The 23,924-nt window shown below is 70.9% G+C and carries 21 protein-coding genes; 10 read left to right on the top strand and 11 right to left on the bottom strand.

The window, feature by feature from the left end; genetic code table 11:
- Positions 1-20: 20 nt before the first annotated feature.
- From ubiB to ACFE65_RS03590, 10 genes are all read left to right on the top strand, one after another.
- Complete coding sequence (gene ubiB / locus ACFE65_RS03545) at positions 21-1,571, top strand: 2-polyprenylphenol 6-hydroxylase (protein ID WP_375380963.1); 1,551 nt, start codon at positions 21-23, stop codon at positions 1,569-1,571.
- Entirely contained in the window at positions 1,568-2,668 is a 1,101-nt protein-coding gene (locus tag ACFE65_RS03550; RefSeq protein WP_375380964.1) for a hypothetical protein, read from the top strand. The genes ubiB and ACFE65_RS03550 overlap by 4 nt, the downstream gene beginning before the upstream one ends.
- Positions 2,665-3,879, top strand: a complete 1,215-nt coding sequence (gene coaBC / locus ACFE65_RS03555; protein ID WP_375380965.1) for a bifunctional phosphopantothenoylcysteine decarboxylase/phosphopantothenate--cysteine ligase CoaBC — start codon at positions 2,665-2,667, stop codon at positions 3,877-3,879. Before ACFE65_RS03550 ends, coaBC begins: the two co-directional genes overlap by 4 nt.
- The gene (gene dut, locus ACFE65_RS03560; protein WP_375380966.1) at positions 3,876-4,331 is read left to right on the top strand and encodes a dUTP diphosphatase; all 456 of its coding nucleotides are present in this window, start codon (positions 3,876-3,878) and stop codon (positions 4,329-4,331) included. The genes coaBC and dut overlap by 4 nt, the downstream gene beginning before the upstream one ends.
- Entirely contained in the window at positions 4,328-4,720 is a 393-nt protein-coding gene (locus ACFE65_RS03565) for a hypothetical protein (RefSeq protein ID WP_375380967.1), read from the top strand. The genes dut and ACFE65_RS03565 overlap by 4 nt, the downstream gene beginning before the upstream one ends.
- Positions 4,717-5,484, top strand: coding sequence for a ThiF family adenylyltransferase (locus ACFE65_RS03570; RefSeq protein WP_375380968.1), 768 nt, complete (start codon positions 4,717-4,719; stop codon positions 5,482-5,484). The genes ACFE65_RS03565 and ACFE65_RS03570 overlap by 4 nt, the downstream gene beginning before the upstream one ends.
- A 219-nt stretch (positions 5,485-5,703) precedes the next feature.
- On the top strand, positions 5,704-7,014 hold the full coding sequence (locus tag ACFE65_RS03575) for a sugar transferase (protein WP_375380969.1): 1,311 nt from the start codon (positions 5,704-5,706) through the stop codon (positions 7,012-7,014).
- A 219-nt stretch (positions 7,015-7,233) separates the two neighbouring features.
- Complete coding sequence (gene wecB, locus ACFE65_RS03580; RefSeq protein WP_375380970.1) at positions 7,234-8,367, top strand: non-hydrolyzing UDP-N-acetylglucosamine 2-epimerase; 1,134 nt, start codon at positions 7,234-7,236, stop codon at positions 8,365-8,367.
- Positions 8,351-9,673, top strand: coding sequence for a UDP-N-acetyl-D-mannosamine dehydrogenase (gene wecC, locus ACFE65_RS03585; RefSeq protein ID WP_375380971.1), 1,323 nt, complete (start codon positions 8,351-8,353; stop codon positions 9,671-9,673). The genes wecB and wecC overlap by 17 nt, the downstream gene beginning before the upstream one ends.
- A gap of 160 nt (positions 9,674-9,833) precedes the next feature.
- Complete coding sequence (locus ACFE65_RS03590; protein ID WP_375380972.1) at positions 9,834-10,583, top strand: metallophosphoesterase family protein; 750 nt, start codon at positions 9,834-9,836, stop codon at positions 10,581-10,583.
- Positions 10,584-10,629: 46 nt separating this feature from the next.
- Here ACFE65_RS03590 and xdhC read toward each other — a convergent pair whose 3' ends face one another.
- From xdhC to ACFE65_RS03645, 11 genes are read right to left on the bottom strand one after another with little or no spacing between them, the layout of a single operon-like run.
- The gene (gene xdhC / locus ACFE65_RS03595; RefSeq protein ID WP_375381077.1) at positions 10,630-11,490 is read right to left on the bottom strand and encodes a xanthine dehydrogenase accessory protein XdhC; all 861 of its coding nucleotides are present in this window, start codon (positions 11,488-11,490) and stop codon (positions 10,630-10,632) included.
- Between the two features lie 59 nt (positions 11,491-11,549).
- Positions 11,550-13,865: a xanthine dehydrogenase molybdopterin binding subunit gene (gene xdhB / locus ACFE65_RS03600; protein WP_375380973.1), complete on the bottom strand. Its 2,316-nt coding sequence runs from the start codon at positions 13,863-13,865 to the stop codon at positions 11,550-11,552.
- Complete coding sequence (gene xdhA / locus ACFE65_RS03605; protein WP_375380974.1) at positions 13,858-15,285, bottom strand: xanthine dehydrogenase small subunit; 1,428 nt, start codon at positions 15,283-15,285, stop codon at positions 13,858-13,860. The genes xdhB and xdhA overlap by 8 nt, the downstream gene beginning before the upstream one ends.
- A gap of 9 nt (positions 15,286-15,294) precedes the next feature.
- Positions 15,295-15,627: a hydroxyisourate hydrolase gene (gene uraH, locus ACFE65_RS03610; protein WP_375380975.1), complete on the bottom strand. Its 333-nt coding sequence runs from the start codon at positions 15,625-15,627 to the stop codon at positions 15,295-15,297.
- Positions 15,624-17,051, bottom strand: a complete 1,428-nt coding sequence (locus ACFE65_RS03615; protein WP_375380976.1) for an FAD/NAD(P)-binding protein — start codon at positions 17,049-17,051, stop codon at positions 15,624-15,626. Before ACFE65_RS03615 ends, uraH begins: the two co-directional genes overlap by 4 nt.
- Positions 17,048-17,509: a 2-oxo-4-hydroxy-4-carboxy-5-ureidoimidazoline decarboxylase gene (gene uraD / locus ACFE65_RS03620; protein WP_375380977.1), complete on the bottom strand. Its 462-nt coding sequence runs from the start codon at positions 17,507-17,509 to the stop codon at positions 17,048-17,050. Before uraD ends, ACFE65_RS03615 begins: the two co-directional genes overlap by 4 nt.
- Positions 17,506-18,396 (bottom strand): allantoinase PuuE, encoded by an 891-nt coding sequence (puuE, locus tag ACFE65_RS03625; RefSeq protein WP_375380978.1) that lies wholly within the window; start codon positions 18,394-18,396, stop codon positions 17,506-17,508. Before puuE ends, uraD begins: the two co-directional genes overlap by 4 nt.
- Positions 18,393-19,574, bottom strand: coding sequence for a pyridoxal-phosphate-dependent aminotransferase family protein (locus tag ACFE65_RS03630; protein WP_375381078.1), 1,182 nt, complete (start codon positions 19,572-19,574; stop codon positions 18,393-18,395). The genes puuE and ACFE65_RS03630 overlap by 4 nt, the downstream gene beginning before the upstream one ends.
- A gap of 52 nt (positions 19,575-19,626) precedes the next feature.
- Positions 19,627-20,943 (bottom strand): Zn-dependent hydrolase, encoded by a 1,317-nt coding sequence (locus ACFE65_RS03635; RefSeq protein WP_375380979.1) that lies wholly within the window; start codon positions 20,941-20,943, stop codon positions 19,627-19,629.
- Positions 20,937-22,514: a gamma-glutamyltransferase family protein gene (locus ACFE65_RS03640; RefSeq protein WP_375380980.1), complete on the bottom strand. Its 1,578-nt coding sequence runs from the start codon at positions 22,512-22,514 to the stop codon at positions 20,937-20,939. Before ACFE65_RS03640 ends, ACFE65_RS03635 begins: the two co-directional genes overlap by 7 nt.
- Entirely contained in the window at positions 22,514-23,887 is a 1,374-nt protein-coding gene (locus ACFE65_RS03645) for an AtzE family amidohydrolase (protein ID WP_375380981.1), read from the bottom strand. The genes ACFE65_RS03640 and ACFE65_RS03645 overlap by 1 nt, the downstream gene beginning before the upstream one ends.
- Between the last annotated feature and the right edge of the window lie 37 nt (positions 23,888-23,924).

The following is a 23,924-nucleotide window of genomic DNA, read 5'->3' on the forward strand; positions in this document are numbered from 1 at the left end:
GGTCCGGAGCGGGTAAGCAGATGACCGCGCCCGCCGTCCACCTGTGGCGGCTGATCCGCTGGGGCCGCATCCTCGCCCGCCATGGCGCGCTGCGCGGGATCGAGCGTGACCCGAACACGCCACCTGGCCTGCGCCGGCTCGTGCGGATCGCGCGGATCGGTGCCCGCGTCCCCAAGGTGCCGCGCTACGCCGATGCGCTGCAGGCGATCGGCCCGGCGGCGATCAAGCTCGGCCAGACGCTCGCGACCCGGCCCGACATCGTCGGCGAGGCCGCGGCGCAAGACCTGTTGCGGCTCCAGGACGCGCTGCCGCCCGTTCCCTACGACACGATCCGCGCGGCGATCGAGGCGAGCTTCGGCCGGCCGGTCAGCGAACTATACGCCCAGTTCGACGAGGTGCCGGTCGGCGCCGCCTCGATCGCGCAGGTCCACCGCGCGGTCACGCCCGACGGGCGCCGCGTCGCGGTGAAGGTGCTCCGCCCGCATGTCGAGGAGGAGTTCGCGCGCGACATCGACACCTATGAGTGGGCCGCCGCGCAGGTCGAGGGGATGGGCGGCGAGCTCGCCCGGCTGCGCCCCAGGCTGGTGATGGCGAACTTCCGCCGCTGGACCGCACGCGAGCTCGACCTGCGCCGCGAGGCGGCGTCGGCTTCGGAACTCGCCGAGACGATGGTGGCGGAACCCGGCTTCCACGTCCCCGCAATCGATTGGGCGCGCACCACCGGCAAGGTGCTGACGCTCGAATGGATCGACGGCATCAAGCTGTCGAACCGCGCCGCGCTCGTCGCCGCAGGCTACGACCTGCCCGCGCTCGCGACGACGCTCGTCCACGCGTTCCTGCGCCAGGCGATCGCCGACGGCTTCTTCCATGCCGACATGCACCAGGGCAACCTGTTCGCGGTCGCCGGCGCGAACGGCAGCGGTCGGATCGCCGCGATCGACTTCGGCATCATGGGCCGGATCGACCGGCGCGCGCGGCTGTGGCTGGCGGAGATCCTCTATGGGCTCATCACCGGCGACTACCGCCGCGTCGCCGAAATCCATTTCGAGGCGCAATACGTCCCCGCGCATCACAGCGTCGAGGAGTTCGCGACCGCCTTGCGCGCGGTCGGCGAGCCGATGCGCGGGCTGCCGGTGAAGGAGATGTCGATCGGAACGATGCTCGACTCGCTGTTCTCGATCACCCGCGACTTTGAGATGGAGACGCAGCCGCATCTGCTGCTGCTCCAGAAGACGATGGTGATGGTGGAGGGCGTCGCGACCACGCTCGATCCCGACATCAACCTGTGGGACGTCGCGCAGCCGTTCGTCGGCGAATGGATCAGGACCGAGCTGGGCCCGGAGGCAGCGCTGGCGGACGGCATCCGCGAGAACCTGCGCACGCTCGCCCGGCTGCCCGAGCTGGTGCGGCGGATCGAGGACCGCTTCCCCGCCCCGGGCGGCGCTCCGCCCGCGCCGCCGCTGCGCCAGATCGCGCTGCTGCGGCCCGGGAGCGGCTGGCGCACCGCGCTGATCGCGGCGGTGGGCGCCGCCGTCGGCGTGCTGGCGACCTGGGCGACGCTGCACCCATGACCACCGCCGTGCCCGCGACGCCTAGGCGTAAGGGACGGCCATGGCTCGCGTCGCCGGGCCGCTTCGCCGGCCTCGGTCGTCGTTCCGCGCAAGCCTGGCTCGCGATCGTCGCCGTGCTGATGCTGGTCGCGCTGATCGCAGCACGGGCGCCGACGGCGGACCCGATCGACGCCGCAGTGGACAGCGCGCTCGCGGACGGCGTTCGGCACGGCGGCGACTTCTACGCGGTCGCGACGGACACGGCCCAGGGTAGTGGGCTGCCCGCGTCGGTGCGGACGATACCGCTGCCCACCCTGTCGGTGATCGAAGGTCAAGCACCGGCGCCGCTCGCATCCGCGGCGATGATGCTGCTGGCGGTGCTCGTCGTCCTCGCCTGGTACGCCGGGTTCGGTGACAGGCTGACCGGCCGGCGCGCACGGGCCGGCGCGCTGCTGCTGATGCTTCTCGGCATGGCGATCACCCTGCGACCGGCGCTGGTGGCCGTGCCCGAGGGTTGGGCGGGGTTGCTCGTCGCGCTGTCGCTCGCCAGGGCGGCGCCGGGCCGCACGGTCGAGCCGGCGGCGCTGGGCCTCGCGGCGACGATGCTTACGCCGGCCGCGCTGCCCTATGCGCTCGTCATGCTGCTGGCCGCGTGGCGCACGCGGTCGAGGCAAGCGGCGGCTGGCTGGGCCGTCGTGATCCTGGCGGGCGTCGTCGCGGTCGCGCTAAACGCTCGGGCGTTGGGCATCGTCGTCCCGGCTGGAGCCGATCATGCCGCTCCCGACGGCCTCGGCGTGTACGCGTCGCTCGCGTCGTTCGGCTGGGCGACCGGCCTGCGTGCCCTGCCGTCAGGCCTCGCACTGCCGCTGGTCGTGCTGGCGATTGCCGGCTGGGCGACCCGCCGCGAGCCCGTCGCCCTGAGTGTGCTGGCACTGATCGTCCTCGAAGCGGCGCTGATCGCCGCGCTCGAAGCGCCGAACGCGGCGCTGATCGTTGCGCCGCTGCTGCCGCTCGGCCTGCTCGCCGTGCCGGACGCACTGCGCGCCCTGTCGACGGCCGCGCTCGACAGGCGGCGCATCACCGTGACAAGGGTCGAGCGGGGAGGACTGGTCCGATGAAGCGCATCCTGCTGATCGTCGGCGGCGGTATCGCGGCGTACAAGGCGTGCGAGCTGATCCGGCTGCTGCGGCGCGCCGGCCACGCCGTGCGCTGCGTGCTGACCGACGGCGGCGCGCGGTTCGTCACGCCGATGACGCTCGCGGCGCTCAGCGAGGATCAGGTGTTCACGAGCCTCTGGGATCTGAAGGACGAGGCGGAGATGGGCCATATCCAGCTCAGCCGCGAGGCGGACCTGGTGGTGGTCGCTCCCGCCACCGCGGACCTGATGGCGCGCATGGTGGCGGGCCTCGCCGGCGATCTCGCGACGACGCTGCTGCTCGCGACCGACAAGCCGGTGCTCGCTGCGCCGGCGATGAATGTGCGGATGTGGCGGCATCCCGCCACCGTCCGCAACGTCGCCCGGCTGCGCGCCGACGGCGTCACGGTCCTGGAACCCGACGACGGCGCGATGGCATGCGGCGAGTTCGGCCCGGGCCGCCTGCCCGAGCCCGCCGCCATCGCCGCCGCGATCGAGCGGATGCTCGCGCCCGCCGCTGCCTTTGTGGCGCAGGACCTCGTCGGCCGGCACGCGATCGTCACCGCCGGGCCGACGCACGAGCCGATCGATCCGGTCCGCTATCTCGCCAACCGCTCGTCGGGCAAGCAAGGCTTCGCGATCGCCGCCGAGCTTGCCAAACGCGGCGCGCGGGTGACGCTGGTGGCGGGGCCGGTGACACTGCCCACGCCTGGTGGCGTCGAGCGGATCGAGGTCGAGACCGCGCTCCAGATGGCCGCCGCCGTCGATGCCGCGCTACCCGCCGACATCGCGGTGCTGGTCGCCGCCGTCGCCGACTGGCGCGTCGAGACGGTCGGCCAAAAGATCAAGAAGGATGCCGCCAGCGCGCCCGAGCTGCGACTGATCGAGAATCCGGACATCCTCGCGCGCCTCGCCGCCGACCCGCGGCGGCCATCGCTGCTGATCGGGTTCGCGGCCGAGACCGAGCAGGTGATGGAACACGCCGTCGCCAAGCGGAGTCGCAAGGCCGTCGACTGGATCGTCGCCAACGACGTGTCCGGCCCCCCAGGTTCTGGCGTGATGGGCGGCGAGTGCAATGCCGTCCACCTCGTCACTTCCGCAGGCGTGGAGACCTGGGCGTCGCTGCCCAAGGCCGAGGTCGCCAACCGCCTCGCCGCCCGCATCGCCGCCGTCTTCGCCGGGCCTCGACCATGACCGGTTCCCTGCCCCCGATCCGCATCGCCGTTCTCCGCCTCGCGCACGGCGTGGACCTGCCGCTGCCCGGCTATGCCACCACCGGCGCGGCCGGGATGGACGTGGTCGCGGCCGAGGCCGTCACGATCCCGTCCGGCGCGCGTCATGCCGTCGCGACCGGCTTGTCGTTCGCGATCCCGGAGGGTTGGGAGGTGCAGGTCCGCCCGCGCTCGGGCCTCGCGCTGCGCCACGGCGTCACCTGCCTCAACACGCCGGGAACGATCGACAGCGACTATCGCGGCGAGGTGAAGGTTATCCTCATCAACCTGGGCGCCGAGCCGTTCGCGGTGCAGCGCGGCGAGCGCATCGCCCAGCTTGTTCCGGCCCCGGTCCAGCGCGCGACGCTGGACGAGGTCGACGCGCTGGATGACACGGAACGCGGTCTCAACGGATTCGGATCGACCGGTCGATGATCGCCGCCCTGCTGCTGACGCTCGCCACCACCCAGGCCGGGATCGCTTCGCCTCCGCTGCCCAGCGACTGGGCCGTGCTTCCGCCGCTCCGCTACGACCGGCGACCCGATCCACCTGCGGGCCTCGACGAGTTCGTCCGCGGCGAGGTGTCCGCGGGTCGCTGCGTGTTGGCCCATGGCGCGACGACGCTGCGCGTCGACTTGGTGGTGCTAGTCGACGGTGGCGTCGCCGTGCGCGTCGTGCCCCGCGCGATCGGGTGCGCGACGGTGGAGCAGTTCGCCGCGGGTCTGTTGTCGCGGCTGGCGCGCGATCACCTCGATCCTGCCAGTGCGGACGGCTGGTACCGCACGACGCTCAGCATCGCGTGGGCCGGGCCGAACCACGGGTGAGCTTTTCGGACGACGAGCTGAACCGCTATGCCAGGCAGATCGTGCTGCCGGACTTGGGCGGTGCCGGGCAGGCGCGTCTGGCGCGAGGCAGCGTCGGCATCGTCGGCGCGGGCGGGATCGGGTCGCCGGCGATCCAGTATCTCGCCGCCGCGGGCATCGGCCGGCTCGTGCTGATCGACGATGACCGGGTCGAGACCTCGAACCTCCAGCGCCAGACGATCTTCGCGACGAGCGACGAGGGCGCCGGCAAGGCGGCGGCAGCGGCGGCGGCGGTCGCGCGCCTGAACCCGCACGTGACGGTCGAGGCGCGCCATGATCGGCTGACCGCCGACAATGCGCGCGCGTTGCTGGCCGATGTCGACGTGATCCTCGACGGCAGCGACAGTTTCGCGACCCGGCTGGCGGTGTCGAATGCTTCCGTGTCGTTGCGGCTGCCGCTGGTTTCCGCCTCGGTGGCCCAGTTCGAGGGCCAGCTCGGCGTCTATCGCGGATGGCAGGGGGACCAGCCGTGCTACCGCTGCCTGGTCGGCGATCCGATCGACGAGCCGGGCCGCAGTTGCGCGGAGGCGGGCGTGCTTGGGGCCGTCGCCGGCGTCATGGGCAGCCTTGCGGCGGCCGAGACGATCCGCGCCCTCGCGCCGTTCGGCAGCGATCCCGTTGGGTCGCTGTTAATCGTCGATGTGGCAATGTTTCGGTTCAAGACGCTCAAACTGCCGAAAGACCCGACATGCTCCGGCTGTTCGGGCGTAATCTCGACCCGGTGACACACAGGTGCATTGAACCATGTTGCAATGCAATATAGAACCAATGTCAAGACGACCAGGCGATATGGATCATCGTGAGGGAGCGATGATATGGCACATAAGTTAGTTGTCATGACTGCGACGAACACGCCGGGGGGAGCGGTGCCAGCACCGATCCTTCCGCTTCCGACTGTTCCGGCACCGCGAACGCGCTGGCGCCCGCGCAGCTCAGTGTTGCGGGTGCGCTCCTTCGCGTACCTGCTGATGCTGGATTGTCTGGTGATCGCCGGCAGTTTCGTCGTCGCGGTGTTCGTGCGGCGGGGCGTCGCCTTCGACGACGAATGGTTCTCGGTCGTGTCCTGGCTGCTGCCGATCTATGCGCTGGTCGCGCTCAACATCCACGCCTATGCGCCTGTCGTGCTGCAGGATCCGTTCGCCGCGATCCGTCGGGGCGTGAAGGCGCTGGCCGCATCCTTGTGCGCGCTCCTGATTCTCGGCTTCTACCTGAAGACGAGCGACCGGTTTTCGCGTCTCGAGTTCGCGGCGGCCTCCAGCGCGGCCATCTTGCTGCTGGCCATCTGTCGGTACGCGTTCGTGCGCCACCTGCCCGCGATTGTCGGCGGCAATCCGTTCAGCAGCATCCTGATCATCGACGGCGACGAACCGCGTCCTGCCGGCGAGTTCTCGGTGGTGATGGCGGCGGACACCTATTTCGATCCCGATGGCCACGATCCCGTCATGTACGACCGGCTCGCCAAGTCCCTCGAAATGGCGGATCGCGTGGTGATCTCGTGTGCGCCCGAGCGGCGCGCGGCGTGGGCAGGCGCACTGCGCGGCGCGAACATCCAGGGAGAGATCGTCATCCCGGAGCTCGCCGATCTCGCGCCGGTGGGGCTCGGCGCGCGTGACGGCACGCCCTCGGTGATCGTCGCCACCGGTCCACTGAACCTCACCGATCGGTGCATCAAGCGTGTCTTCGACGTCGTGCTAGCCGGCAGCGTGCTGCTCTGCATCGCGCCGCTGATGGCGATCGTCGCCTTGTGGGTCCGGCTCGACAGCCCGGGACCGGTCCTGTTCCGGCAGACGCGGATCGGGCGCGGCAACCAGATGTTCAAGGTGCTCAAGTTCCGCAGCATGTCGGTCAGCGGGTCGGACGGCGCCGGCAATCGATCCGCTTCGCGCGACGATGACCGGATCACGCGCTGCGGACGCTTCATCCGCAAGACCAGCATCGACGAGTTGCCGCAGTTGCTCAACGTCCTGAAGGGCGACATGAGCATCGTCGGCCCACGCCCCCATGCGCTCGGATCGCGTGCGGCGGACAAGCTGTTCTGGGAAGTGGATCAGCGCTACTGGAACCGCCACGCCGCCAAGCCGGGGCTGACGGGCCTCGCACAGGTGCGCGGGTTCCGCGGCGCGACGCTGGTTGAGGACGATCTGCGCAACCGGCTGCACGCGGACCTGGAGTATCTCGAAAGCTGGTCGATCTGGCGCGATCTGAAGATCATCTTCCTGACCGTGCGCGTCATCTGGCACCGCAACGCGTTCTAGGGACTTCGGCCGCGATCTCAGCGGGGTACGGTCATAGTCGCGGATGGCCGGCCCGACATCGCCGCGGGCTAGCACCATTACCAAGCCCGCCTGAGCATACACCGTCTTGCCCCGGTAGTCGAAGCTATGGCAGCCGATGCTCGACCACCCGCCGACACACCACTCGCAAGGCGGAGCGCGATTGACCGGCCATTAATCGCATCAGGCTATCAGTCCATCATGTCCGATGCACGCCCAACCATCCTCGTCGTCTTTGGCACCCGGCCGGAGGCGATCAAGCTGTTCCCCGTCGTTCGCGCGCTGGCGGAACGGCCCGGCCTTCGTGTCCGCACCTGCGTCACCGCGCAGCACCGCGGCCTGCTCGATCAGGTGCTCGGCATCGCCGGGCTGACGCCCGACATCGACCTCGATCTGATGGAGCCCGGCCAGTCGCTCGACCGGCTCACCGCCCGGCTGCTAACCGGGCTCGGCGAGGTGATCGACGCGGAGGCGCCGGCCCGCGTCGTCGTCCAGGGCGATACGGCCACGGCGATGGCCGGCGCGCTCGCCGCTTATTACCGGCGCGTGCCGGTCGCGCATGTCGAGGCGGGGCTGCGATCGGGCGACATCTACCATCCCTGGCCCGAGGAGGTGAACCGCCGCATCGTCGCGCCGATCGCCGACCTGCACTTCGCTCCCACCGACACCGCGGCGGCGGCGCTCGCGCGCGAGAACGTGACAGCGGGCGTCCACGTCACCGGCAACACGGTCATCGACGCGCTGCACTGGACGCAGGCCCGCATCGCCGAGGACCCGGCGCTGGCAGTGGGCCTCGATCCGGTCGCCGAGCGGTTCGCCGGCAAGCGGATCGTGCTCGTCACCACCCATCGGCGCGAGAACTTCGGCGGCGGCATGGCGGCGATCGCGCGGGCGATCGCGCGGATCGCCGATCGACCGGACGTCGCGGTGCTGTTCCCGGTCCATCCCAACCCCAATGTTGGCCCCGTGATGGATTCGATCCTCAGCGGTTGCCCGAACGTCGCCCAAGTCGCGCCGCTCGACTATCCGCATTTCGTCCGTGCGCTGGGCCTGTGCCACCTCGCGCTGACCGACTCGGGCGGCGTGCAGGAGGAGGCGCCCGCGCTCGCCAAGCCGGTGCTGGTGATGCGCGAGACGACCGAGCGGCCCGAAGGCATCGCGGCGGGAACCGCGAAGCTGATCGGCGCGGACGAAGAGCGCATCGTTTCCGAAGTCTTCACCCTTCTGGACGACAAGGCCGCCTACGCCGCCATGGCCCGCGCCCATAATCCCTATGGCGACGGCCATGCCGCGGCACGGATAGCCGGGGTGATCGCGGATGCTGTCGGACGCTAGTCAAAAGGCCGTTGACCTGAAGGTCGTCGTGGTTGGCCTGGGCTATATCGGCCTGCCCACCGCCGCCGTGATCGCGCGCACGGGCGCGAGCGTGCTCGGCGTCGACGTGACGGCCTCGGTGGTCGACACCGTCAATTCGGGCCGCGTCCACATCGAGGAGGTCGATCTCGACGGCCTCGTCTCGGGCGTCGTCGCGCGCGGCTCGCTGCGCGCGTCGCTGCAGATCGAGCCCGCCGACGTCTTCGTCATCGCGGTGCCGACGCCGTTCGCGGACGATCACGCGCCCAACATCGGCTACGTCCTGCGCGCCGCCACGACGGTCGCAGCGGTGCTGAAGCCCGGCGACACCGTGATCCTCGAGTCGACGTCGCCTGTCGGCACCACCGAGAAGGTGCGCGATCTGCTCGCGAGCCTGCGCCCCGACCTGAAGGTGCCGGGTCGCGTCGCGGGCGGCGAGCAGGCGGACATCGCCATCGCCTATTGCCCCGAGCGCGTGCTGCCCGGCCGCATCCTGGTCGAACTGATCGACAACGACCGGGTGATCGGCGGCATCACGCCTCGCTGCGCGCGCAAGGCGCTGAGCTTCTATCGACGCTTCGTGCGCGGCGCCTGCGTGACGACCACCGCGCGCGCGGCCGAGATGACGAAGCTGACCGAGAACGCGTTCCGCGACGTCAACATCGCCTTCGCCAACGAACTGTCGCTGCTTGCCGACACGATGGGCGTCGACGTCTGGGAGGTGATCCGCCTCGCCAACCGTCATCCGCGCGTCAACATCCTGCAGCCGGGACCAGGCGTCGGCGGCCATTGCATCGCCGTCGATCCTTGGTTCCTCGTCCACGCCGATCCCGAGCACTCGCCGCTGATCCGCACCGCGCGCGAGGTCAACGACGGCAAGACTGACCATGTCGTGGCGCAGGCCACGGCGCTGGTGACGGCGGCACCGCCCGGCGCGCCGGTCGCGTGCCTGGGGCTCGCGTTCAAGGCAAACATCGACGACTTCCGCGAGAGCCCGGCGCTGCGGGTCGCAGAAACGCTCGCGGCGCGGTTCGGCGACCGGGTCCGGATCGTCGAACCCTACGCCCCCGCCCTACCCAAGACGCTTGCCGATGCGGGCGCGCGGCTGATCGACATCGACACCGCGCTCGAAACCTGTCCGGTGATGATCGTGCTGGTGGATCACGACGTCTTCCGCTCGGTCCCACTCGACGAGCGCGCCGGCAAGCGCGTGCTCGACACGCGCGGCATCTGGCCGGACCAGCCGCGCAGCATCGCCGGGCGCGAGCCGTTGCGGATGGCGAGCTGATCGCCGCAGGGAACCGCCTCCTCGCGATCGGGTCGTCGATCGCGAGGCAAGCGACCGGACGCCGATCTCGCGGGGTTACGGGCTCAAAAGTACCACTGACGCCGCGGAAATGCCATGCTACGGCGGGTGCCTTCATCGCTGAAGGTGTAGTTGCGTTTTCATGTTCAACCCGTTCAAATCCCGTCTGAAACCGTCGTCGGTATCGTTGCCGACCGGAGTGTCGGTCTATGCGGTCGGAGACGTCCACGGACGTATCGACCTGCTCGACCGGCTGATCGCGTCCATCGACGATGATGCCGAGGAGCGACGCATCCATGCCCCCACCATCATCTTCACCGGCGACCTGATCGATCGCGGTCCGGCATCGGCGGCGGTGGTCGCGCGGCTGCATGACTTGAAGGCGGCGCGCCCGGAAACCCGCTTTCTGATGGGCAATCACGAGGAGGTGTTCCTGGCAGCCCTCGAAGGCGGCTCCCGCGCCATGCGCGGCTTCTGCCGCATCGGCGGGCGCGAGACGGCGATCAGCTATGGCATCGAACCGGAATGCTACGAACGGATGGACTATGACGAACTTCGCGACGCACTCGTCGCGGCGGTCCCCGACTGCCATCGCCGGTTCCTGGCGAGCTTCGAGGACATGGTGGTGCTCGGGGATTATGCCTTCGTCCATGCCGGCGTTCATCCCGAGCGGTCGCTCGACGCGCAACGGCCCGAGGACCTGCGCTGGATCCGCACGCCGTTCCTCGATCACCGCGGCACATTGGAGAAGACGATCGTACACGGTCATACCGCAACGGACGAGGTGGAGTGGCGGCCGCACCGGATCGGCGTCGACACCGGCGCGTACCGGACGGGGCGGCTGACCGCGGTCGGCCTTCAGGACGACCGGCGCTGGCTGGTCCAGACCTGACCGGCGCCCGCGACGGTAGCGGGATGATGGCCTGACGCTGAGACGATCAAGGCACGTTACCGCGCAGCGCGAGGAGTTGTGCGGCGGTCGCGGCGGCGATCACCTCCGGCTCCTTGCCGACGATCCCGGGCAGCCCGATCGGGCAGGTCAACCGCGCCGCATCGACGCCCTCCCGCGCCAGCCGTGCGATGAACCGCGCGCGCTTGGTCGCCGATCCGATCAGCCCAACGAACGACGCACGGCTCTGCAGCGCGGCCAGCACCAGCGCATAGTCGAGCGCATGATCGTGGGTGAGGACCAGGACCGCCGCGCCCGCCGGCACGTCGCCGATACAGGCGGCGAGGTCATCCACCGGAGCGTGGACCGCGCCCGCGAGCGCCGCCTGATCCTCGCGCGTGTCGAACCAGGCGAGCGTGAACGGCAGCGCCGCCACCGCGGCCGCAATCGCCTTGCCGACATGCCCGGCGCCGAACAGGTAGAGCGGCCGCCGGTGCTCGCCGATCCGCTCGACGAGCACGGTGCCGATCGCGGGCCGCTCGCCCTGCGCCGCGAGCCGCACCGGCGCGGCCTCGTCCGTCACCGATCGCGCCACCCGGTCGTGGTCGAACCGGGAGATCAGCATCCGGCCGCTCGCCGCCCGGTCCAGCCAGCCGGCGTCGCCTGCGTCGACATGCTCGACCATCAGCCGCACCCGGCCGCCGCAGCATTGTCCCAGCATCGGGCCGAGCGGATAGTCCTGGATGCGCCAGCTACCCGCCGGTCGGGCAAGGATGGCGCGCGCCTGGTCGCTGGCCAGCAGCTCCAGCCGACCGCCGCCGATCGTCCCGTGCTGGCCTGTTGCCGTCACCAGCATCCGGGTGCCCGCCCCACGCGGCGCCGAGCCTTGCGTCGCGAGCACGCCGACCATCGCCACCGGCCCGGCGGTCAGCGCCGAGCGGAGCTCGCCGATCCAGTCAGGCGCCCCAATCAGACGACACGTCCGCGCAAGGCTCCGATCGCCGCGAGGATGCGCTCGGGCGTCGCCGGAGCATCGAGCGCAGGCAGGCCCACCCCGGGCACGGCGGCGGCCACCGCCTGTGTCAGCGCCGAGAACACCGAGATTGCCAGCATGAACGGCGGCTCGCCGACCGCCTTTGACCGGTGGATCGTCGGCTCGGCATTGCGGCCGGGTGTCCACAGCCGCACGTCCATCCGCGCCGGCCGGTCGCTCGCGGTCGGGATCTTGTAGGTGGACGGCGCGTGGGTCAGCAGGCGGCCGGCCGCGTCGAACACCAGTTCCTCGGTCGTCAGCCAGCCCATGCCCTGGATAAAGCCGCCCTCGATCTGGCCGAGGTCGATCGCCGGGTTGAGCGAGCGGCCGACATCGTGGAGGATGTCGACGCCAAACACCTTGTGCTCGCCGGTCAGCATGTCGATCGCGACCTCCGACACCGCCGCGCCATAGGCGAAGTAGAAGAACGGCCGCCCGGTGTGGCTCGCGCGATCATAGGCGATGCCCGGCGTCGCATAGAAGCCGGTGGCGCTGAGCGACACCCGGCCCAGATGCGCCAGCCGGCACAGATGCGCGAACGGCACCAGCTCCGCGCTGGCGAACACACCGTCGGGCGTGAACCGCACCGCCGCTTCGGCCACGCCGAAATGCCCCGCGGCGAAGGCGACAAGGCGCGCGCGGATCGTCTCTGCGGCATTATGGGCCGCCATGCCGTTGAGGTCGGTGCCCGACGAGGCGGCGGTGGCGGACGTGTTGGGCACCTTGTCCGTCCGCGTCGCGGTGATCCGGACGGTGTCGGTGGGCACGGCGAACACGTCGGCAACGATCTGCGCCACCTTGATGTACAGCCCCTGCCCCATCTCCGTCCCGCCATGGTTGAGCTGGATCGAGCCGTCCGCATATACCAGCACCAGCGCGCCTGCCTGGTTGAGGTGGGTGGTGGTGAAACTGATCCCGAACTTCACCGGGGTCAGAGCGATGCCCTTTTTAATGACGCAATGCGCGGTGTTCCAGGTCGCGATCTCGGCGCGACGCTCGGCATAGCGGCTGCGGGTCGCGAGTTCGGCGATCAGCTCGGGCGCGACATTGTCGGCGACCGTCATGCCATAGGGCGTCACGTCGCGACCAGGACCGTAGAGGTTCGCCGTCCGTACCGCGAGCGGGTCTACGCCCAAGTGCGCGGCGATCGCATCCATCGCGCGCTCGATCACCATCATCCCCTGCGGGCCGCCGAAGCCGCGAAAGGCGGTGTTCGACACGGTGTTGGTCCGCAGCCGATGCGAGACGATCTCGACCGCCGGCAAATGGTAGCAATTGTCGGCGTGGAACATCGCCCGGTCGTTGATCGCCGGCGACAGGTCGACGGTCGCGCCGCAGCGCGACGCGAGCTCCAGCCGGATGCCCGCGATCCGTCCCGCGCCGTCGAAGCCGACGTCGTACCGCGTCGCGAAATCGTGGCGCTTGCCGGTCATCACCATGTCGTCGTCGCGATCGACGCGGCATTTGGCGGCACGGCCGGTCTTCGCCGCGACGAGCGCCGCGCCGGCGGCGAACAGCGAGGCCTGCGTCTCCTTGCCGCCAAACCCGCCGCCCATCCGGCGAACCTCGACGGTCACGGCGGCGTGGTTCACCCCCAGAACGCGCGCGACGAGGTGCTGGATCTCGCTTGGATGCTGCGTCGAGGACAGGATGTGGACCTGGCCATCCTCGCCCGGCGTCGCGACCGCGATCTGGCCTTCCAGGTAGAAATGGTCCTGCCCGCCCATCTCGAGCGTGCCCGACAGGCGGTGCGGGGAGGCGGCGAGCGCGGCCTTCGCGTCGCCGCGCGCCATCCGCTGGCTCGCCTCGATCAGCGAGCCCGCGGCCTGCGCGTCGGCAATCGTGACGACATGCGGCAGCGGCTCGTAGTCGACGACGGCGAGCAGCGCCGCCCGGCGCGCGGCGATCGCGCTGGTCGCGGCGACGAGGAACAGCGACTGGCCGACGCACACCACCTCGCCGTCCGCGAACAGGCGATCGTCGTGCGCGACGGGGCTGACGTCGTTGTCGCCGGGGATGTCGCCGGCCGCGAACACCGCGACGACGCCGGGGGCGGCGCGCACCGGGGCGAGGTCGATCGATGCGACTCGCGCGTGCGCCATGACGCTCTGACCGAACGCGCAATGGAGCATCCCGGCGGGCTCCGACAGATCGTCGGCATAGCGGGCGAGGCCGGCGACATGGCCCTCCGCGCTGTCGTGCGGCAGCGAGCGCGAGACGGCGCGCGAGCGTCGCGGATCGCGGTCAGCCACCGGCCAGCGCCAGCACGCTGATCGGCTCGCCGGCCTGTTCCAGCCAAAGCCGCCTCAGCAGATTGCCGGCGACATCGCGTCGATAGCCCGCACTGCCGCGCACGTCGGTGAGCGGCCGATAATCGTCGGCGAGCGCCGCCACGGCCGCCTCGACCGTCGCCTCGTTCCAGCGCCGGCCGATCAGCGCCGTCTCGCAGGCGCGCGCCCGCTGCGGCGTGCCCGCCATGCCGCCGAACGCGATGCGGGCGCCGGCCACCCGTCCCTCCTCGATCCGCAGCGCGAACGCGCCGCAGACGGCGGAGATGTCGCTGTCGAACCGCTTCGACAGCTTGTCGACGCGGATCAGCGCGCCAGACGCCGGACGGGGGACGAAGACGCTCTCCACGAACTCGCCCGGACGGCGGTCCTGCCGGCCATAGGCGAGGAAGAAGTCCTCCAGCGGCAGCGTCCGACCTGCGTCGCCGCATCGCAGCGTCAGCTCCGCGCCGAGCGCAATCAGCGCGGGCGGCATGTCGCCGATCGGCGAGCCGTTGGCGATGTTGCCGCCGATCGTGCCGCTGTTGCGGACCTGCGTGCCGCCAATGCGGCGGACGAGCTCGCCGAGCGCGGGGTGTAGGCGGGCCAGCGCCGGCCATGCCTCGGAATAGCGGACACCCGCGCCCAGTCGCAGGCCCGCGTCGGTCTCCTCGATGCCGCGGAGATCGGCGACGTCGCCGATGAAGATGACCGTCGGCAGCACGCGGTGCTGCTTGGTCACCCACAGGCCGACGTCGGTCGCACCAGCGACGAGGCGCGCGTCCGGGTGATCGACCAGCAGCGCGGCGAGTTGGCCCTCCGTCCGCGCGACGAAGCCCAGGCGGGTCGTGCCCGACAGCGGGTCGGCATAGGACAGCGCCAGCGGCTCCGTCCGGGCGATCGCCCTCAGCGCCGCGATCGTCGCGCCGTCATCGCGCGGGGTCATCGGCACCGCCTCGCCGGCCGCCAGGATCGGGCCATAGCCGGTGCAGCGGCACAGATTGCCGGCGATCACGTCGGCGACCGGCAGGCCTTGCGTCCCCAGCGCGCCCATCGAGCGGCCGACCAGCGACATGACAATGCCGGGCGTGCAGAAGCCGCATTGCGAGCCGTGCCGTTCCACCATCTCGTGCTGGACCTGGTGGCTGCCGCCCAGGCTCTCGACGGTGAGCAGTGCCTTGCCGTCCAGCATCGGCACGAACAGGATGCACGCGTTGACCGCGCGCCAGACGACCGCGTTTCCAGCGAGCGCGCCGATGAGTACCGTGCAGGCGCCGCAGTCGCCCTCCGCGCATCCCTCTTTCGTCCCGGTGCGGCGCAGGCGATAGCGCAACAGTTCCAGGACCGTCATCGTCGGGTCGATGCCGGTCAGATCATGGACCTCACCGTCCAAAACAAAGCGCACGCCCACCCGTCAGCTTCCCCGGTAGGTCGAATAGGCGAACGGCGTCACGAGCAGCGGGACATGATAGTGGCCGGCGGGCTCTGCGATCCCGAAGTCGATCGTCACCTCGTCGAGGAACGGCGGGTCCGGCAAGTCATGCCCCTGCGCGTGGAAATAAGCCGCGACGCCGAACCGCAGCCGGTACCGGCCGGTCGCCCCGGCCAGGTCCTTTAGGGCCGGACAGCGGCCGTCGTCGTCGGTCACGCCGTCGAACAGCGTAACGCCGCCCTGCTCCAGAGCCAAGCGCAGCCCGGCCGCCGGGCGACCGACGGTGAGGTCCAGCGCGTGGGTCGACAGGCTCATGCGGCGGCCTCCGCCGGCTCGGTCAGCCCGACGAACTCGGGCTCGGCATAGGCCTCATAGGCGTCGAGCATTGCCGACTGATCGTCCCGAAACAGCTGCGCGGCCACCGCGTGCGCCAGCCTCGGCAACGCGAACCGCAGCCCGGACAGCGCCGCCGCGGCAAGCCCGAGCGAGATCAGTCCCGAATAGTTGAACGCGAACAGCCCATGCAGCCGCGCCGCGCCCGCCGCGTCTCGCGCCTGCAGCTCGAACCCGGCGCCAAGGTAGGGATGTGCGTCGATCACCGGATTGGCCTGCTCGGCGGGCACCGCCTGCCGCTCGCCCCAGCGCACGATATCGCCCGCGACCAGCCGCAGCTCCGGCCGAAGCGCGGGATCGGTCACCAGCCCGGTCGAGAGCACCAGGAAATCGAACAGATGCCGTCCCTGCGGCGTCGTCACCGCCACGCCGTCGCCCGTCTCCTCTACCCCTAGCCACGGCGCGCCCAAATGCAGGCGGAAGCCGGGCCAGGCGGCCGCGCGCCGGAACGTGTCGTTGGTGGGCGGCTGCACGCGCGCGAAAAAGCTCGCCATCACGCGGTACTTGGCCGCATCGTCCAGCCCGGCGAAGCGCCCGATCAGGCCCGACGTCTCCATGAAGCGGATCGGGTTCACCACCGGCAGCGTAGGCCGCCGCACGAACACATGCGCCTCCGCTACGCCCTGCCCAAGGACATGTTGCGCATTGTCGAACGACGACGCGCCGGCGCCGAGGATCGCGATCCGCTTGCCGGCATGCGCGGCATAGTCGATCGGCTCGGCGGTATGCGCATAGCGGGCCTTGGGCAGCGCCTTGACCATCTCGGGCACATGCCACCCGCCGCCACCCTGGATGCCGGTCGCCAGCACCACCTTGCGCGCCAGCAGCACGCCGGACGCTGGCGCGCCGTCACCCTCGACGTGGAGCCGGTGGAGGCCGTCCGCCGCCGGTTCGACCAGCGTCACCCTGGTGTCGTTGACCACCGGCAGGTCGAGCACGCGGCGATACCAGCGCAGATACGCCATCCAGTCGGCACGCGGGATCTTGTCGATCGCGTCCCACCCCTCGGGGCCATGCTGCGCCTCCCAATATTGGCGGAACGTCAGGCTGGGGATGCCGAGGTCGATCGAGATGACGCCCTTGGGCGTGCGCAGCGTGATCATCCGGGCATAGGTATCCCACGGCCCCTCATAGCCGGCCGGGTTCTCGTCGATGACCAGGATGTTGGTCACCCGCTCGCGCTGAAGCGCGAACGCCGCGCCCAGCCCGCTCTGCCCGCCGCCGACGATCACGACGTCGTATACGGCAGCTTCCGCATGGGCCCGGGGCGTGACCCAGGTCGCGGCCCCGTGGCCGATGCAGGCAAGGTCGTGCGCCACCCGCGCCTCGTGCTCCGTCAGCGTCATGCCTGCGCCTCCAACCTCAAGCGGACGATCCTGCCGATCTCGGCGAGCGCGGCCGCGATCTCCGTCTCGCGATCGTGGGTCAGGCGGATGCGCATCGCCGCCAATATGCCCGCCTTGTCGGTCAGCCGCACGCAGATGATGAACGGAAAGCCGAACCGCTCGCGATAGGCGGCGTTGAGCGCGTGGAACGCCGCGAACTCCTCGAGCGCCAGCCGGTCGAGCCCCGCCGACGCCTGCTCGGTCGCCGACGCCTCGGTCAGCGTGCGGTCGATCGCCGCCTTGCCGGCAAGTTCGGGATGCGCGCGGATCAGCGCGAGTCGCTCCTCGGGCGTAGCCTCCGCCACGACCGCCATCAGGTCGGCATGGCGATCGCCTGACGACGGCCGCGCATCGGCGCGCGCCTCGATCCAGGGGGAGTGTTCGAACAGCGCGATCGCCGTGGAGTCGTCGAGCGTCATGCGGGATGCTTCGCCAGCCAGTGGTGTGCGATGTCGATTCGGCGCGCGATCCACGCGTCCCCGCTCGCGAGCACGTGATCGACAAAGCGCGCGACCGCGGCAGCGCGCGCGGGGCGGCCGGCGATGCGGGCGTGGAGGCCGATCGACATCATCCGGCCGCCCTCCTGGCGCAACTGCTCGAACGTGTCGCGCAGATAGCGGAAGAACTGGTCGCCCTCGGTGAAGCCGTTGAGCGCGACGAACTTCATGTCGTTGGCATCGAGGCTGTAGGGCACGACGAGCTGCGCGCGCCCATGACGCCGGTCATAGTAAGGCAGGTCGTCGGCATAGCTGTCGGCATCGTACACGAACCCGCCCTCCTCCGCGACCAGCCGCGCGGTGCTGGGCGATGTGCGGCCCTGATACCAGCCGAGCGGGCGAGCCCCAGTCACCCGTTCGTGCAGCGCGATCGCCTCGCCGATGTGCGCACGCTCGGTATCCTCCGGGACCGCCTGGTAATCGATCCAGCGCAGGCCGTGGCTCGCGATCTCCCACCCCGCCGCCTGCATGGCCGCGACCGCGTCGGGATTGGCTTCCAGCGCCCGGGCGACGCCGAACACCGTCACCGGCACCCCGCGCCCGGTGAACAGCCGGTGCAGCCGCCAGAACCCCGCGCGCGAGCCATATTCGTAGAGGCTCTCCATCGCCATCGACCGCGCTCCGGCGTGGCTCTGCGCGCCGACCATCTCGGACAGGAACGCCTCCGATCCCGCGTCGCCGTTGAGGACGCTGTTCTCCGCGCCCTCCTCATAGTTGATGACGAACTGCACCGCGACGTGCGCGCCGCCCGGCCAGCGCGGATCGGGCGGGACGGCGCCGTAGCCGACCAGATCGCGCGGCGCCGTCACGCGGCCCAAGCCGCCAGCGCCGCGTCGACGCCCGCGCCCGCCGGCGTCCGGAAGCCCTCCGCCCGCAACACCGCCTCCAGCGCGCCCAGCGTCAGCAGCACCTTATGCTTGCGCGCGTTGTAGCCCATCGCGCCGAGCCGCCAGATACGCCCCGCCAGCGGGCCGAAGGCGGTGCCGATCTCGATCTCGAAATCGTCGCGCATCCGGCCACGGACCGACTCGCCGTCGACGCCGTCCGGGATGTGGACGCCGGTGACGTTGGTCATCCGATGCGCGTCGTCGCCAAAGACAATCAGTCCCATCGCACGCAGCCCCGCCGTCATCGCGCGACCCGCCGCCGCATGCCGGGCGAAGCATGCCGTCAGCCCCTCGCCCAGCACGACGCGCGCGCACTCGCGGGCGCCGTAGAGCATCGTGGTCGCCTCGGTATGATGGTTGAGGCGCTTGTCCGACCAATAGTCCATCACCATCGCAAGGTCGAAATAGTTGGAACCGATCCTCGCGGCCGCGCCGTCGGCTATGTCGTCGCGCCGGATGCCGCGCTCGACATGGCGGCGCGCAAAGATGCGCTCGGCGGCGACGTCGGAGATGGTGATCGGCGCCGATCCCGACGGGCCGCCTAGGCACTTCTGCAGGCCGGCGGTGACGACGTCCGCGTCCCAGCGATCCGCGGCGATCTCCATGCCGCCGACCGTCGCGGTCGCATCGACATAGAGCAGCGCGCCGGCGGCGTGGCACGACGCGCCCACGCCGTCGAGGGGCTGAGCCATCGTCGTGGACGTATCGCCGTGCACCGTCGCGACGAGGCTTGGGGAACAGCGCGCGATCGCCGCCGCGATCGCCTCCGGCGGCACGACTTCGCCCCAGGGCGCGTCAACCGTCTCGACGCTCGCGCCGATCCGCTCCAGTATCTCGGTCAGCAACAGCCCGAATCGGCCGAAGTTGACGACCAGCACCGTGTCGCCGGGCGCGACCAGCGATACGAGCGCCGCCTCGATCCCCGCGCGCGCGGTGCCGTCGACCAGGAACGTCCACGCGTTGCGCGTGCCGAAGATGGGCCGATACAGCGCCATCACCTGGTTCATATAGGCGGTCATCTCGGGATCGAACTGCCCGAGCAGATCTGCGGACATCGCGCGCAGCACGCGCGGGTGCGCGTTGACCGGCCCCGGCCCCATCAGCAGCCGCTGCGGCGGATCGATCTCGCCGAACAGATCGGGCAGGGGCAGGTCAGGCAACGGTTTCTTCCATAAGCTCGATGAAGCGCAGCATGGCGCGCGCTGCAAGCTCCACGTCGTTTGGATCGACCGACTCCGCCGGATTATGGCTGATGCCGCCCTTGCAACGAATGAACAGCATCGCGGTCGGGCAGAGCGCCGCCATCGCCATCGCGTCATGCCCCGCGCCGCTCGCGAGGCGGCGGACGGGCTGGCCGGTGGCGGTGACGGCACGGGCGAGCAGGTCCACGAGGGCGGGGTCACAGGGGCTGGCGGGCAGGTCGTGGACGCGCTCGATCGCGAGGTCGATCCCGCGCCTGTCGGCGATCGCGGCGATCTCGGCCAGAACGGTCTCCGCTACTCCATCGCGCGTCGCGTCGTCGGGCGCGCGCACGTCGAGGCTGAAGTTGGCGCGGCCGGGTATGACGTTGGCGACGCCGGGCCCGACGTCCAGCTTGCCGACGGTCGCGACGACCTCCCCGCCCGCGTCCCGCGCGATCCGCTCGACCGCCAGCACCGCCTCGGCCGCCGCGGCGAGCGCATCGCGGCGCAGGGTCATCGCGGTGGTGCCCGCGTGGCCGGCGGCGCCGGTGAGGGAGACGGCGTAGCGCAGTTGCGCGGCGATGCCGGTCACGATGCCGAGTGCCAGCCCTTCAGCCTCGAGCGCCGGCCCCTGCTCGATATGCGCTTCGAGATAGGCGAGAACGCTGCCGGGTGCGCGAGCGGCCTGCCCAAACGCCGTCACCCCAGCGAACGCTGTGGTCGCTTCGTTGGCGGCGGAAGCGCTTGCATCTGGGAGATGCCAGCGTCCGCTGGCATGACGGTGGTGCATTAGGGCTTCCGCCAGCGTCACGCCCTCCGCATCCGCCACATCCAGCGCCGCCGGATCGAGCGTCCCGGCCACCGCGCGGCTGGTCAGCATCGCGGCCGGGAAGCGCGAGCCCTCCTCGTCGCCGAACGCGATCACCTCGATCGGGAATCGCATCCGCCTTCCGGCAACCCGGAGCGCGGCGACGCATTCGATCCCCAGCATCACGCCGAGCGGCCCGTCGTACCGGCCCGCATCGCGCACCGAATCGAGATGGCTGCCGATCATCAGCACCGGGGCATCCGGCTCCGTCCCCTCGTAGCGGCCGACTAGGTTCGCCGCCGCATCGAGCCGCGCCGTCATCCCCGCCTCGACCATCCAGGCGCCGACCTGCTCCTGCGTGCGGGCGAAACCGGGGGTGAGATAGCCGCGGTACAGGCCATCCGCGGTATCGCTAAACGGCGGCAAGCCCAGCGCGTCGCAGCGCGTGACGGCCCGCGCCTCCGCGCCCGCGCTCACCACGCCGCCACCGCGCCGTCGCTGCGCGGATCGGTCGCGCCCTCGATCAGCCCCGACACATGGCGGACGATCGCGCCGGCATGGCCGACCGTGGAGGAGAAGGCAGGCAGCAGTTCGACGTCATGCCCCGCCGCCCGCAACGCCTCGATCAGCGCAGGGGGAAAGCGATCCTCCAGCTTCAGGCTGACGCTGTCCTCGCCCCATGTCCGCCCGAGCAGCCAGCGCGGCCGCGTTATCGCCTCCTGCAACGGCACACCGTAGCGCGCGTAGCGGGTGAGGATCGCCGCCTGCGTCTGCGGCTGCCCCTCGCCGCCCATCGTGCCATAGGCCATCACCCGCCCGTCGTCGAAGCGCGCGAGCGCCGGGTTGAGCGTGTGGAACGGCTTGCGCCCCGGCTCCAGCGCGTTCCAGCCGTCGCGCAGGCGGAAGCTCGCGCCGCGGTTCTGCCAGGTGATCCCGGTGCCGGGCAGGACGAGGCCCGAGCCGAACTCGAAATAGGTCGACTGGATGCAGCTGACGATCTGTCCTCGCGCATCGGCGGCGCCGAACCATACCGTATCGCCAGGCGCGTCGACATGCGGCCAGGCGAACGCGCGGGTCGGCGATATTCGCACGGCCATCGCATCGAGCGCAGTCGCATCATCGAGCAGCGCCTGCGGATCGATCGTCATCCAGGCGGGATCGCCGACATGCGCGTCGCGGACGAGGAACGCCTGTTTGGTCGCCTCGACCAGGCCGTGGACGTGGTCGAAGCCGTCGACCTCCCCTACCGCCAGCCGGTCGAACAGCGCGAGGATCAGCAGCGAGGCGAGGCCCTGCGTCGGTGGCGCGGTGTTGAACAGTTGTGCCCCGTGCACCCGAACCGTCAGCGGCGGCGGGGTGGTGGCGCGGTGGGCGGCGAGGTCTTGCCCCGTAATCGGGCTGCCAAGCGCAGCCAGATCGGCGGCGATCCCGGCGGCAAGCGTGCCGGTGTAGAAGTCGTCCAGGCCATCGTCGGCCAGCCGTTCCAGCGTGCGGGCGAGCGCGGGTTGGCGGAGGATGTCGCCCTCCGCCAGCGGACGACCTGCCGGTTCGAAGGTCGCCGCATAGCTTCCCGGCTGTGCGCAGAGCTCGGCGGACTTGGCCGCCGCGATCGCCGCGCCGCCCGCCGTCACCGCCACGCCGTGTCGCGCATGGTGGATGGCGTCGCGCAGCAGGCGCGCCAGCGGCGTACGGCTGCCGTCCCGTTCCAGCGCGATACGCCAGCCCGAGATGGTGCCGGCCACCGTGTTCGCCGCGAGCGGCCCGCGCCATGGAATGGTGTCGCTGTCGCCATAGAGCGAGCGGTCCGCATGCGCAGCCGCCGCCCCGCACGCATCGATCGCGTGGACGCGCCCGTCGGGCTCCGCGACGATCCAGAAGCCGTCGCCGCCGATCCCGGTCATGTGCGGATAGACGACCGCCAGTGCCGCCGCGGTCGCGACGCAGGCCTCGACCGCGCTGCCGCCGTCGGCGAGCACGTCGCGGCCGGCCTGCGCTGCCAGGTGGTGCGGCGCCGTCACCATGCCGCGGAGCGATCGGGCAGTGTACAGCATCAGCGTGGCCCCGGCGCGCTCACGCCGGTCAGCCCGGCCGTCTCCAGCCGCTCGGCGACTGCGAACAGCCGGTCCTCGCGCCCGGGTGCCGCGACGAGCTGGATGCCGAGCGGCAGCCGGCCGGGTCGGAGGAGGGGAACGGCCAGCACCGGGCAGCCCGCCAGGCTGATCGGCTGGGTAAACAGGCCGAGCTGCGCGCGCGCCGACATCATCGCGCCGTCGATCTCGATCAGCCCCTCGTCGATCCGCGGCGCGACGCAGGGCACGGTAGGCGCGATCGCCACGTCCACCGTGTCCCAGAACGCCGCCATCGCCCCCGAGAACCAGCCGGCGAAGCGCTGCGCCGCAACCAGCGCCGCCGCCGGCGTCGCGGCGCCCGCCAGCAGCCGATCGCGCACCGCCGGATCAAACGCATCGGGCTGCGCCCGCAAGTCGGCCAGGTGGCGCGCGCCGCCTTCCGCCGCCGTCAGGACATAGGCCGCCGAGCGCGCGCGCTCCGCCTCGGGCCAGGTCGCGACACCCGTGGCGCCCAGTTCAGCCGCGACCGCATCGATACCGCTCGCGAGCGCCGGGTCGACGTTGCGCGCAAACCAGCCGCCCAGCCGCGCGATACGAAGTCCGGCGACGTCGATCCGGCGCATCGTCCTGTCCGCCATCACCTCATAGGCCGTCCGCAACAGCGCGAGCGAGTCGGCCAACGGCCCCGGCACGTCCAGCGCATCGACGAACGGGAACACACCCTCGATCGGCAGCTCGCCATGCGTCGGGCGCAGCCCATAGGCGCCGCACAGCGCGGCCGGCACCCGGATCGACCCGTTGGTGTCCGATCCCAGCGCGAGCGGCACGAGCCCCGCCGCCACCGCCGCCGCCGAGCCGCCCGACGATCCCCCGGCGAGTCGTTCCAGGTCATGCGGGTTGCGCGTCGTGCCGTAATGCGCGTTGACCGTCGCGAAGCCGTAGGCGAACTCGTCCATGTTGCAGGTGCCGACCAGCACGGCTCCTGCGGCTCGAAGCCGCGCGACGACGGTGGCGTCGGTATGCGCCAGCGGCACGTTGCGGCGCAGCGCGGCACCGGCCGTCGTGGGGTAGCCGGCGACGTCGAACAGGTCCTTCACCGCGAAAGGCACACCGGCCAGTCTGGCGGTGTCGTCCAAGCCCTGCGTTCCGCCAAGAGGCGGGTCGAACAACCGCGTGAAGCTGCCGATCGGCGCATCGCGATCGGCGATCGCTCGGATCAGGTCCGGTGCGACAAGGGCAGGGCGCGGCGGAGCCGGCGTCGCTTCATCGTCCGGGAGCGGGAAGTCGAGCAGCCGAGCCGCATGGCCGTGCAGGATGGCGGCCTGAACCGCACGCTCGTCATCGATCCCGGTCACGCGGGCAGTAGAGCGCCTTCGCGGATGCGACGCAATG

This window comes from uncultured Sphingomonas sp., from assembly GCF_964237335.1.
Lineage (GTDB): Bacteria > Pseudomonadota > Alphaproteobacteria > Sphingomonadales > Sphingomonadaceae > Sphingomonas.

Bases quoted from the DNA above. Each gene is read 5' to 3' on its own strand.
- ubiB (WP_375380963.1), top strand. From the start codon at position 21: ATGACCGCGCCCGCCGTCCACCTGTGGCGGCTGATCCGCTGGGGCCGC.
- ACFE65_RS03550 (WP_375380964.1), top strand. From the start codon at position 1,568: ATGACCACCGCCGTGCCCGCGACGCCTAGGCGTAAGGGACGGCCATGG.
- coaBC (WP_375380965.1), top strand. From the start codon at position 2,665: ATGAAGCGCATCCTGCTGATCGTCGGCGGCGGTATCGCGGCGTACAAG.
- dut (WP_375380966.1), top strand. From the start codon at position 3,876: ATGACCGGTTCCCTGCCCCCGATCCGCATCGCCGTTCTCCGCCTCGCG.
- ACFE65_RS03565 (WP_375380967.1), top strand. From the start codon at position 4,328: ATGATCGCCGCCCTGCTGCTGACGCTCGCCACCACCCAGGCCGGGATC.
- wecB (WP_375380970.1), top strand. From the start codon at position 7,234: ATGTCCGATGCACGCCCAACCATCCTCGTCGTCTTTGGCACCCGGCCG.
- wecC (WP_375380971.1), top strand. From the start codon at position 8,351: ATGCTGTCGGACGCTAGTCAAAAGGCCGTTGACCTGAAGGTCGTCGTG.
- ACFE65_RS03590 (WP_375380972.1), top strand. From the start codon at position 9,834: ATGTTCAACCCGTTCAAATCCCGTCTGAAACCGTCGTCGGTATCGTTG.
- xdhC (WP_375381077.1), bottom strand. From the start codon at position 11,490: ATGGTCGGCGTGCTCGCGACGCAAGGCTCGGCGCCGCGTGGGGCGGGC.
- uraH (WP_375380975.1), bottom strand. From the start codon at position 15,627: ATGAGCCTGTCGACCCACGCGCTGGACCTCACCGTCGGTCGCCCGGCG.
- ACFE65_RS03615 (WP_375380976.1), bottom strand. From the start codon at position 17,051: ATGACGCTGACGGAGCACGAGGCGCGGGTGGCGCACGACCTTGCCTGC.
- uraD (WP_375380977.1), bottom strand. From the start codon at position 17,509: ATGACGCTCGACGACTCCACGGCGATCGCGCTGTTCGAACACTCCCCC.
- ACFE65_RS03630 (WP_375381078.1), bottom strand. From the start codon at position 19,574: ATGGGGCCGGGGCCGGTCAACGCGCACCCGCGCGTGCTGCGCGCGATG.
- ACFE65_RS03640 (WP_375380980.1), bottom strand. From the start codon at position 22,514: ATGCTGTACACTGCCCGATCGCTCCGCGGCATGGTGACGGCGCCGCAC.